Raw genomic sequence first — 12,311 nt, 5'->3', positions numbered from 1 at the left:
ATTTCGCTGTATAGCAAATACAGCAAGCTATGGCTTATATCAATCTTAGCATACATCACCATGAAGTTTCATCAGCTACTCCTGCCATTACTGTTGGCAGTAAGTTGGAGTACACAAGCACAATATACCCTTAGTGGTACGGTGCAAACTCCCAAAGGCATCCCCCTCGATGGGGCACACATACATAGCAACATGCTACATAGCGTAAGCACACCCGATGGCTATTATGAAATAAACGCCATACCCAAAGGCGAGCAGCGTGTGGTTATATCCTACATTGGGTACACAACCCTCGATACTGTTATTGACTTTCGTAATACTATAGTGCTAAATGCAACCCTGCAACCCCACGCAGCACAACTACAGGAAGTAGTACTTACCGAAAACAACACCGTTTCGCAAAACACGGTACACGAACAACGGTTAAAAACCGAAACTATAGAAAAATACAGCAGTGCCACACTAGGCGATGCCCTAAAAGAAATCTCTGGTGTATATGCTCTAAAAACAGGAACTACTATAGTAAAACCCATTATTAATGGGCTACACAGTAGCCGTGTGCCTGTAATTAGTAATAACGTTCGGCTAGAAGATCAGCAATGGGGTACAGAGCACGCCCCTAACCTCGATATTAACTCGGCTGGGCGAATATCAGTCATAAAAGGCGCCAATGCCTTGCAATATGGTGGCGATGCCATTGGTGGGTTAGTTTTGGTAGAACCGATGAAAGTATTGAAAGATACCTTGTTTGGCAAAACCATACTAACAGGTAACAGCAATGGGCACGGTGGTAACATAGCCACGAGCCTGCACAGGGGTAACGAAAAAGGCTGGGCATGGAACGCTAACGGTTCGTTTAAATATATGGGCGACCGCGAAGCTCCTGACTATGTCATTTCGAATACAGGCAATCGCGAAGCTAATTTCTCGGGCGATGCAAAATATATTGGTAGCGGTTATGACATTAGCGGGTTTTATAGTTTTTATAATGCTGATATTGGTATTGCCAAAGCAACGCATATAGGCAACACTACCGACTTGGTCAATGCTATCAATAACCAACAACCCAGCATTATTGAACCTTTCACGCACACTATAAGCGCACCCCGTCAGGAAATACAGCACCACTTAGCAAAGTTAGATTATAACAAAAAACTAAGTGATAATGCTTCGCTAAACTTGCAATATGCTTTTCAGCTGAACCGTCGTAAGGAATTCGACCTACGCCGAGGCGAGTATAAAGATGTCCCCGCGCTTGATTTAACCTTAGTTACCCATTCGGCACAAGCCAACTGGAAAAAATATTTAGGCGATGTGACGTTAAAATCAGGAGCAAGTTTCTCCCTACAAAATAATGATGCCAGCCCCGACACCGGTATATCTCCCCTGATACCCAATTATACTAAAACCGATGTTGGGGCTTATGGTATTGCTTCCTACTCTTTTTCTGACAGCTTTAGTGGCGAAGCGGGCTTGCGTTATGACTTTACAAACATATCGGCAAATAAGTATTATAAAAAATCACGCTGGAGTAACTTGGGCTATGATGGAGTTTTCGACCATTTCATTACAGGCGAACAGGGTTCGCAATGGTTAACCAAACCCAAGTTTACTTATCATAATGTTTCCGCAAGCTTGGGCGTACGCAAAAGGCTTAGCAACAACTTAGAACTCTTGGGTAATGCAGGACTAGCAATGCGTAACCCTAACCCTTCGGAACTTTTTAGCGATGGGCTACATCATTCTAACGGTACTATCGAGCTGGGCGACTTAGGCTTGAAGAAAGAACAAGCCGTAAAACTATCGGCGACGTTATTAAAAAGTGGCGATGTTTTTACATTCGAGGCTACACCTTTTATTAATAGAATTCACAATTTTATTTATTTACAGCCTACAGCAGCCGAGACGACCATTCGGGGTTCATTCCCTGTGTATAATTACAAACAGACCGATGCCCTACTAACAGGTATTGACCTCAACACGCACTGGAAACCACTACAAAACCTGCAACATACTTTTGGGTTTGCCTATGTGCGAGGTACTAACACTGTGACCGATGAACCTATTATCGATATGCCGCCGCTAAACATAAATAATACTGTGCGCTATACCATACCGAAATGGCATGACCTGTTTGTAGAACTTAGAAATGAAACGGTGTTTACACAAAGCCGTTATCCTAATTATAACTTTTATACTGATGTACCCCAAGATGGCGAACTCATTTCAACGCTAGTAGATGTAAGTACACCCCCAAAAGGGTATAGCTTGCTACACTTTACTTCGGGGGTTCAGTTTGCTTTAGGCAAAATGCAAACAGCCGTTAACCTATCGGTTTATAACATTTTCAACACTACTTATAGAGATTACCTTAACCGCCAACGACTCTATACTGACGAGGCAGGTAGAAACATTCAATTACAAATTAAATTCACTTATTAATTAAATACTTATATCAAAATGAGAAACTTAAAAATTTCAGCTTTAGCATTAATTTCTTTTATCAGTCTAACATCATGTAGCAATGATGATGATGCAGTTTTCGTAAACGAAGAGGAAGTAATTACTACACTTACCGCAACGTTTACACCTGCTGTTGGTGGCGAAACGGTTACATTAACCTCACGCGACCTTGATGGTGATGGTCCTGATGCACCTGTACTTACCGTTTCGGGTGACTTTGTTACAGGTACAACCTATTCGGGAACTGTAAGTTTCTTAAACGAAACCGAAAGCCCTGCCGAAAACATATCGGAAGAAGTATATGAAGAAGGTGATGAGCACCAAATATTCTTTCAACAAAGTGGTTTAGGCACATTTACTTATGCTGATACTGATGTGAACGGCAACCCAATAGGGCTTAGCTTTAACTACCAAGCAGCAGATGCAGCAACAACAGGCGCACTTACCATTACGTTAAGACATGAGCCTAATAAGGCTGCCGAAGGTGTAGCCGATGGCGATATTACCAATGCTGCCGGAAGCACCGATGCTACTGCTACTTTTCAGGTTGCAATAGTAACACCATAAGTTTTATAACAATTTGCTATTTAAATCCCGACACTAGTGTCGGGATTTTTTATTTAAGCAGGTTAATTAAGTATTCCCTATTTTTGTTTATCTAACTAACAAGAAACAAAATGAAAAAATCAATACTAACTATACTAACTGTGGCAACTAGTCTTAGCATGAATGCACAAAAAATTCACTATCCTACAACCCAAAAAGGAAATACTACCGATACTTATTTTGGTACTAATGTGCCTGACCCTTACCGATGGTTGGAAGATGACCGATCTGCAGAAACAGCAGCTTGGGTAAAAGCAGAGAATGAGGTAACGTTTAACTACCTCGACCAAATTCCGTTTCGCGAAAGCATAAAAAAACGTATGGAGCAGCTATGGAATTACGAAAGAGTTTCGGCTCCGTTTAAAGAAGGGGATTACACCTACTATTATAAAAATGATGGCTTACAAAACCAGTCGGTACTATACCGTAAAGATAAAAATGGTAAAGAAGAGATTTTCCTTGACCCTAATACGTTTTCTAAAGATGGTACTACTTCGCTTGGCGGAGTAAGCTTTACTAAAGATGGTAGCCTTGTTGCCTATTCTATTTCCGAAGGCGGTAGCGACTGGCGCAAAGTATTTATAATGGATGCTAAAACCAAAAAACTAACAGGAGAAGTTATTGTTGATGTAAAATTTAGCGGTACATCTTGGCTGGGTAATGATGGTTTTTACTATTCTAGTTATGACAAACCCGAAGGCAGTGAGCTATCAGCAAAGACTGACCAGCACAAACTGTATTATCATAAACTGGGCACGCCACAAGCTCAGGACAAAGTAATTTTTGGTACAGAACAAAAACGTAGGTATGTAGGCGGATATGTAACCGAAGATCAAAAATATCTGGTTATCTCGGCTGCCAATTCCACTTCAGGAAATGAATTGTATTTAAAAGACCTTAGCAATGCCAACAGTAAAATAATTACCGTAGTAGATAACTTTGACAGCGATAATGGTATTATTGATACCGATGGCAGTACCCTATTTATCTCTACCAACTACAATGCCCCTAATAAGCGAATTGTTACAGTAGATGCCAAAGCACCGCAACAGCAAAACTGGAAAGACCTGATTGCCGAAACCAAAAATGTACTCTCGGCATCAACAGGGTCAGGTTACATTTTTGCCGAATACATGCAAGATGCTATTTCGGTAGTAAAACAATATGACCGTAAGGGCAAACTGGTGCGCGAAGTTACCCTACCTGGTATAGGTAGCGCAGGAGGCTTTGGTGGTAAAAAAGATGCTGATGTGTTGTATTATTCATTCACTAACTACATCAGCCCAGGTACAATATATTCTTACAACCCTGAAACAGGAAAATCGGAACTGTATCGCAAACCAAAAGTTGATTTCGATACCGATAATTACATTTCTAAGCAGGTATTTTATACCTCTAAAGATGGTACTAAAATACCGATGATTATTACGCATAGAAAAGATTTAGAATTAAACGGTAAAAACCCAACGATGCTGTACGGTTATGGCGGTTTTAACATCAGCCTTACACCTGCTTTTAGCATAGCCAATGCGGTATGGATGGAAAACGGCGGTATTTATGCCGTACCTAACCTGCGTGGTGGTGGCGAATATGGTAAAAAATGGCATGATGCAGGGACAAAATTGCAGAAACAAAATGTATTTGACGACTTTATCGCTGCTGCTGAATACCTGATTGACAACAACTACACCTCATCAGACTATCTTGCAATTAGAGGAGGTTCTAACGGAGGACTTTTAGTGGGTGCTACCATGACACAACGCCCTGACCTGATGAAAGTAGCTTTACCAGCCGTTGGTGTACTCGATATGCTGCGTTACCATACTTTTACTGCTGGTGCAGGATGGGCATATGACTATGGTACTGCCGAAGATGATGCAGCAATGTTTGAGTACCTGAAAGGTTACTCGCCTGTGCATAATGTGAAAAAAGGTGTACAATATCCCGCTACGCTTATTACTACAGGCGACCACGACGACCGCGTAGTACCTGCGCACAGCTTTAAGTTTGCCGCCACTCTACAAGAATACCAAACAGGCGATAACCCTGTGTTGATTCGTATTGGTGTAAATGCAGGGCATGGCGCAGGAAAATCGGTAGCGCAAACTATTGAAGAGTATTGCGATATACAAGCGTTTACATTCTACAATATGGGTGTAACACCTAGGAGATAGTTTACAGTCGCAGTTTTCAGTAGCTCACTGCGACTGTAAACTTTACAAAAGATACCCTATACCAATAGAGCCGTAATAATAACCCGTAATAACGTTATTAGAAAGCTCTTTTCCACGATAATTTATAGCATACGATAAATTCCAGTTGTTCTTGCCATATTTAATACCAAACTCGGCATTAAAACGAACAGGAAGCAGCGGAAACGTTACAGGACTATTATCATTAAATAAACTACCTTGTATCGTAGCATCATAAATTTGATAGTTGATATTCGGGTTCAGGAACAAGAAAAACTCCCTGCGCCCTTTATAACTTTCTTTATCATGGCTTAGTGTTGCGTTATGCAATGTCGATTCATACATTGGTTTCAGCACAAGGTTTTTAGCAAGGTTAATACGCGCCATAGCCCCAACGGATGCTCCTGTCCAGACTGTACCAGCATTCAGCTCGCCTTGTAGGTGGAAATCTACTTTTTCTTTATAGGTTTCGCTAAATATTTTTTTAGAATAAAACGCATTTGCCTGTAAACCTAAAAGCGTTGTTATTTGGTGTTGCCACCCCCTAACGGTAGGATAGCTAAACAAACGATGTAGCCCTTCCTGTACATCTTCGGCATAGGACTCGGGGCCTACTACCCCAACCTGAAAATTGAGCTTTAAAAGACTTTCACTTTTATAATAAGTATTTATTCCTGCTTCGGCAAAAAGGTAACCGGCAAAAGGTCTGTCGTTTACATTTATCTCTTCTGCCCTTACAGATTGCGGATTATAAATGTACTGTCCTACTCTAAATTCGGTAATTTTCTTCGCTATTTTATCATTCTTAACAGTACCTAAATAACGGTAAAAAAGTTCGATACCATTAGTATAATACTGGTCGTTTACAGGCGAAGAGTACAAGTCATTATCTAGTATTGCGCCTATCTCGGCAGGCTTTTGCGCCCAAGCCGACACCGTACATAAAACTACAATTATAACCTGTTGTAATAACCTCATCAATAATCGAGTTTTACATAACGCATATGCCTTACAATATGCCCCTTGCGCCTGTTAATATATACAGATGAATTTACTGCTTTATACTTTAGCGGGCTGGGTAGTATAGCTGCGATACCTGCTGCTTCATATCGGGTAAGTTTTTTAGCATCTTTATGGTACCAATATTTGGCTGCTGCCTGCGCACCATATATACCATCGCCCATTTCGATACTGTTAAGATACACTTCCATAATGCGTTCTTTGCTCCATAATACTTCAATAAGCACCGTAAAATAGGCTTCAAGCCCTTTGCGCAAGTAGCTCCTGCCCTGCCATAGGAAAACATTTTTTGCTGTTTGCTGTGATATGGTACTACCGCCTTTTATCTTTTTGCCTTTTTTGTTGCTCTTGTAGGCTTTATATATCGCATCAAAATCAAAACCATGATGGGTTAAAAAGTTACCATCTTCACTGGCAATAACAGCTTTTTGCAATTCAGGCGATATTTCTTCAATAGGTACCCAATTGTGGTTTGCGGTCATATCCTCTCCTCGTTCACGCTGCTCTAACGCACGCGATACCATAAGTGGCGTAAATGGCACAGGCACAAAACGGAACAATACTACCGAAAGTACCGATATAACGATAAACCAAAGGAATATTTTAAAAACGAAGCGGAACACCTTTCGCAACATAGCATACTGAAATTACATATAACGAAAGTACAAATAAGTTTGGATATTTTAACGTTGAAAAATATAGTTATAATTAATTATGACTAAACCAAATCGGCAAGTTCTGTACCAATAGTACTGCCAATAGCTATGCCCATACCGCCAAGCCTTACGCCACAATATACGTGATTGCTCAACTGTTGTACAATAGGGTTCTTTTGGCTGCCTACACCCATAATACCACTCCATCTATGGGCAATTTTTATGTCTTGGTTAGGTAATATCACTTCATGTAATAATTGCTCTAGTCGATTTTGAATAAGGTCGGTTTGTGCCAGTTCAGTAGTGGTTTCACCTTCAAAGTCGAGGTTGCGCGCTCCACCAAGCAATATCCTATCGTCATAATTACGGAAGTAGTAATACCCCTTATCCATGTGGAATGTACCTTTTATGTCAAGGTTGGGTATTGGCTCGGTAATAAGTACTTGAGCGCGCGCGGGCTTTACAGCTCCGTTGGTAAGTGTCGAGGCAAAACCATTGGTAGCAAAGAGTAATTTTTTAGTACTAAAACTAAAATCGCCTACATTAACCTCTACACCATCTATTTTTTCGTGATAGCCTATAACGGTTTGGCAGTTTAGTATCAATATATCATTTGCAGCAGCTTCTTTCAGGAGTGCCTGCATCATGTTACCTGTATCTATCTGCCCTTCATAGGGGTTAAAAATCAGGTGTTCGTGTATGCCTTTAAAGTCAAAACGATTCGTTTCTGTAGCAAACACATCATTACGGAACAGTGGCTGGAGCACCTCATTTACAAATGGAAGTTTGCGTAGGCAATCTTTGTAAGTTGAAGTGTCTTTTTCAAGGAAAAGCTCATAACCGCCATAAGGCTTAAAGTCGATAACAGCATCGCCCAAACGTTTGCGTAATAATTGCAACCCATCCCAGCGTTTTTGTATCAGGTTAATAACCTCCTGTTCGGTATGATTGTTTAGGTCATCGGCAATTTCTGATAGGCTACCAAAACAGGCAAAACCTGCATTTTTAGTACTTGCCCCTTGCGGTAATTGCCCTTTTTCGAGTACCAATATTCTGCTGTCGGGAAATCGTTCGCGTAGGCGCAGTCCAGTATGAAGTCCTACAATGCCGCTACCTACTATGGTATAATCTACATTAGTAAACCAGTTTTTTATTTCCCACCAGCTTAGTTTCATCGCGGAAAGATGTCGTTATCGTGGTCGTCTTTACTTTCGGCTTCCTCTACAGCTTCTCGTTCTGTAACTTTATTACCTTTTAATGCATTTAATATCAATGGCACAGTAGTTATTAATACAATAATTAATATAATAATCTCTATGTGTGATTTAAGATCAATACCCATTGTTGTTTTGAAAAGCTCCTGTAAGTAATGCCCTGCAAATATGATGGTTGTTGCCCATGTAAAAGAGCTAATAATGTTATAAAACATAAACTTTTTCTTTTCCATTTTTACCACCCCTGCAATAATAGGTGCAAACGTCCTGATAATAGGCAAGAAACGAGCAAATATAATGGCTCTACCTCCATGTTTTTCAAAAAACTCGTGCGACTGTATTAGATATTTTTTCTTAAACCAAAAAGTATCTTCTTTTTTATACAAATAGCTACCACTCTTATGACCAAACCAGTACCCAAAGGTATTACCCAGTATTCCGCTAATTGCTACCAATACTGATAGTAGAAGTACATTTATAAAGTCGCCCTCAATAGGTATAAGGGTGTTCATTAACTCAGTACTATAAATACCTGCAAGGAATAAAAGGCTATCGCCCGGAAGGAAAAAACCTGCAAAAAGACCTGTCTCGGCAAAAATTATAAATAATACAACATAAATTCCTACAGGAACACCGCCAAGCTCTAGCATTATATAAAACTCAGGATTTATAAGTTGCATCCAGTCAAAATCACTCATGTGCTAAAATTATTGTATAAAACTGTTATTATTTTAAGTCTGTGAAATTACTTATATTTTTTTAATCCTGTAATAGCTTAACATTTTATAAGCATCTTTTATACATAAATTAATTATTTAACATAAAAAACCAACACAATATCAAATTTAAACCATAATGATGCGATATATCAAAACACGAGGTGTTAAAGAAATTTGCTATTTTTAAGCCAATCTTATTTTAATGTAAAACCAATGAAAAAAATACTTTTTATAACCTTTAGCCTCATGGGATTATCTGCTGCTGCTCAACAACACATGACCCCCGAACTGCTTTGGAAACTAGGACGCATAAGCCCTGTTGGCATAAGCAAAGACGGGAACAACATTATTTACAAAGTTTCTACCCCTAGCATGGAAGAAAATAAACAAAGTAGTAAGCTGTATAGCACTCCTATAAATGGTGGTAAAACCAATGAGATAGAAGACTATAAAGAACTTGTTGCCGATAAATATATTTCGCCCGATGGCAAATATAAACTAACACATAAAGAGGTTAAAACCGAAAATGTATATGGTAAAGATTATTACCCTGAACTAGAAAAATCTACCGTACAAATATATGATGCGCTAGACTATCGCCATTGGGATACTTGGAACGATGGAACGCACAACCACGTGGGCTATGCTCCTGTAGACAATAAAGACAACTTTACCGACATTATGAAAGGTGAGCCTTACGATTCTCCTCAAAAACCATTTGGCGGAGAGGAAGACTACACATGGTCGCCCGACGGAAAAAGCATTGTTTATGTAAGCAAGAAAAAAGCGGGTACCGAGTATGCCACAAGCACCAATACCGACCTGTATGAATACAACCTTGAAAAGAGTACTACTATAAACCTTACCGAAGGTAATAAAGGTTATGACACACAACCCGCATTTTCGCCGAATGGCGACCTGACTTGGCTACAAATGAAGCGTGACGGTTATGAAGCCGACAAAAATGATATTATAGTACGCCATAAGGGTATTGATATTAACCTTACTGCTAATTGGGATGGTACTGTTGATGCCTTTACATGGAGCGAAGATGGAAAAAAAATATATTTCTTGGCTGCGGTTGATGGTACACGTCAACTATTTGAAGTAAACTTCCCAGGGCTTACTAAAATAGCTGTTAGAGTACAACAAGTAACCGATGGTCATTGGGATGTAAATAGCATAATAGGCTTTAGCGGTAACAAAGTAATTGCAACCCGCAGCGACATGAACCACGCTAGCGAGATATACAGTTATGACCTCAAGAAAAAAGACTGGAAACAGATAACAACTGTAAACGACAAGGCATACTCAAGCATTGCATTAAGCAAAACGGAGAAACGCTATGTTACTACTACCGATGGTAAACAAATGCTGGTATGGGTAATATACCCACCTAACTTTGATGCATCTAAAAAATATCCTACACTGTTATACTGCCAAGGCGGTCCTCAAAGTGCACTCACACAGTTCTATTCTTTTCGATGGAATTTCCAAATTATGGCAGCACAAGGGTACATAGTAGTTGCCCCAAACCGTCGCGGTATGCCAGGGCATGGTGTAGCGTGGAATGAAGCCATTAGTACAGACTGGGGCGGACAGGTAATGGACGATTACCTTTCGGCAATAGACGATGTGGCTAAAGAACCTTATGTAGATAAAGCTAGACTAGGCGCAGTAGGTGCTAGCTATGGCGGTTACTCTGTATTTTACCTTGCAGGCATTCATAAAAAACGTTTCAAAACTTTTATTGCCCATGATGGGGTCTTTAACCTGAAAAGTATGTATGGTACTACCGAAGAGGTGTTTTTTACAAATTGGGATAGCGGAGGTGCTTATTGGGAAGAAGACAATGCTGTGGCACAAAAAACATATAACGAGTTTAACCCTATAAACCATGTACAAAATTGGGACACTCCAATACTTATATTTCAAGGTGATAAAGATTTTCGTGTCCCTATAGGGCAAGGACAAGAAGCTTTTCAGGCAGCACAATTAAGAGGCATTAAAAGCCGTTTTATAGTATTCCCAGATGAGAATCATTGGGTTCTAAAACCCCAAAATGGTTTAGTATGGCAACGAGAGTTCTTTAAATGGTTAAAGGAAACTTTATAGAAATTTCACAAATACGTAACGTTTTGTAAATTTTCTTTATTTTAGCAGTCTCAACTTAAACAAAACAAAAAGATTATGAAAAGATATTCATTTAGACCATTACTGGTAGCATCCTTACTATTTGCAGGTTTGCAAACTGTTTCGGCTCAGGACTATTTGGTAAATTCTCTAAAAAACAACAAGAGCGAAAACAGTAAAGATTCTTTTATTTTTACCGATGTAGTTAATCTTGAAAATACACCTGTAAAAAGCCAAGGTTCATCAGGTACTTGCTGGAGCTATGCAGCCAACTCTTTCATAGAGTCAGAAATGATTCGTATGGGTAAAGAACCTGTAGAAATTTCGCAAATTTATACCGCACGTAATGCTTATATAGAAAAAGGGAAAAACTATGTAAAAATGCATGGAGCCATTACCCTTGGCGATGGTGGCGCGCTGCACGATGTTATAAATATGTATGAAAAATATGGTGCATTACCACAAGCAGAGTACACTGGTTTAAATTATGGCACTACAAGAAACCAGTTTGCAGAAATGGCAGCTATAAACGAAGGTTTACTTGCTGCAGTAGTAAAAAACCCAAACGGAAAACTAACTCCTAACTGGGAAAAAGCCTATATCTCAGTATTAGACACTTATCTTGGAGAAGTGCCAGAAAAATTTACTTATAAAGGTAAAAAATATACACCACAAACATTTGCTAAAGAAGTTGTAGGTATTAATGCAGATGACTATGTAGAAATATCTTCGTTAAAAGAGCACCCATATTATAGCCAGTTTGTACTTATGGTACCAGACAACTGGTCACTAGACCTTGTTTATAATGTAAAAATGAACGACCTAACAGATATTATAGACAATGCTATTAAAAAAGGCTACTCTGTAGGATGGGCTGGTGATGTGAGCGAAAAAGGCTTTAGCTGGAAAAATGGTGTGGCTTATATTCCTGCAAAAGAGTTTAGCGATATGACTGCCGAAGAAAAAGAAAACATCTTTAAAGGGCCACAAAAAGAAATGGAAATAACCGAAGATATGCGTCAGGAAGCTTTTGATAATTATGAAACTCAGGATGATCACGGTATGCATATTGTAGGGATTACTAAAGACCAAAATGGTAAAGAGTACTACATGATAAAAAACTCATGGGGTGCTAGTAACGACTACCAAGGGTATATGTACATGAGTAAAAACTTCGTGAAATATAAAACTACTGCTATACTACTACACAAAGGTGGTTTACCGAAAGGTATTGCTAAAAAACTTAATATAGAACAGTAATTTATTAAGCATAATTAAATTAAATCCCGTTAGTTTTCTTAACGGGAT

Annotated in this window: 9 protein-coding genes; 5 read left to right on the top strand and 4 right to left on the bottom strand. The window is 39.3% G+C overall.

All coding sequences use genetic code 11. The annotated features are described in order from the left end of the window. Positions 1 to 60: 60 nt before the first annotated feature. The 3 genes from DVK85_RS04880 to DVK85_RS04870 all read left to right on the top strand — a co-directional run bounded on the left by DVK85_RS04880 (position 61) and on the right by DVK85_RS04870 (position 5,243). Complete coding sequence (locus DVK85_RS04880) at positions 61 to 2,442, top strand: TonB-dependent receptor (RefSeq protein WP_114677358.1); 2,382 nt, start codon at positions 61 to 63, stop codon at positions 2,440 to 2,442. 18 nt (positions 2,443 to 2,460) lie between these two features. Then, entirely contained in the window at positions 2,461 to 3,030 is a 570-nt protein-coding gene (locus DVK85_RS04875; protein WP_114677357.1) for a type 1 periplasmic binding fold superfamily protein, read from the top strand. Between the two features lie 110 nt (positions 3,031 to 3,140). Next, positions 3,141 to 5,243, top strand: coding sequence for a prolyl oligopeptidase family serine peptidase (locus DVK85_RS04870; protein WP_114677356.1), 2,103 nt, complete (start codon positions 3,141 to 3,143; stop codon positions 5,241 to 5,243). Between the two features lie 42 nt (positions 5,244 to 5,285). Here the strand turns inward: DVK85_RS04870 and DVK85_RS04865 are convergent, their stop codons facing one another. The 4 genes from DVK85_RS04865 to DVK85_RS04850 form a co-directional block, all read right to left on the bottom strand. Continuing rightward, entirely contained in the window at positions 5,286 to 6,239 is a 954-nt protein-coding gene (locus DVK85_RS04865) for a lipid A deacylase LpxR family protein (protein WP_114677355.1), read from the bottom strand. Then, the gene (mtgA, locus tag DVK85_RS04860) at positions 6,239 to 6,916 is read right to left on the bottom strand and encodes a monofunctional biosynthetic peptidoglycan transglycosylase (RefSeq protein ID WP_114677354.1); all 678 of its coding nucleotides are present in this window, start codon (positions 6,914 to 6,916) and stop codon (positions 6,239 to 6,241) included. The genes DVK85_RS04865 and mtgA overlap by 1 nt, the downstream gene beginning before the upstream one ends. Before the next feature lie 83 nt (positions 6,917 to 6,999). Further along, positions 7,000 to 8,112, bottom strand: a complete 1,113-nt coding sequence (locus DVK85_RS04855) for an NAD(P)/FAD-dependent oxidoreductase (protein WP_114677353.1) — start codon at positions 8,110 to 8,112, stop codon at positions 7,000 to 7,002. After that, positions 8,109 to 8,849 (bottom strand): DedA family protein, encoded by a 741-nt coding sequence (locus DVK85_RS04850; protein WP_114677352.1) that lies wholly within the window; start codon positions 8,847 to 8,849, stop codon positions 8,109 to 8,111. The genes DVK85_RS04855 and DVK85_RS04850 overlap by 4 nt, the downstream gene beginning before the upstream one ends. Positions 8,850 to 9,083: 234 nt before the next feature. On the opposite strand from DVK85_RS04850, the gene DVK85_RS04845 reads away from it, so the two are divergent. Together DVK85_RS04845 and DVK85_RS04840 are read left to right on the top strand one after the other, a co-directional pair. Then, complete coding sequence (locus DVK85_RS04845; RefSeq protein ID WP_114677351.1) at positions 9,084 to 10,985, top strand: S9 family peptidase; 1,902 nt, start codon at positions 9,084 to 9,086, stop codon at positions 10,983 to 10,985. Positions 10,986 to 11,060: 75 nt separating this feature from the next. After that, positions 11,061 to 12,263, top strand: coding sequence for a C1 family peptidase (locus DVK85_RS04840; protein ID WP_114677350.1), 1,203 nt, complete (start codon positions 11,061 to 11,063; stop codon positions 12,261 to 12,263). Positions 12,264 to 12,311 lie beyond the last annotated feature (48 nt).

This window comes from Flavobacterium arcticum, assembly GCF_003344925.1.
GTDB lineage: Bacteria > Bacteroidota > Bacteroidia > Flavobacteriales > Flavobacteriaceae > Flavobacterium > Flavobacterium arcticum.
The sequence above is the reverse complement of the archived record's forward strand: the minus strand, read 5'-3'. Positions and strand labels throughout refer to the sequence as shown.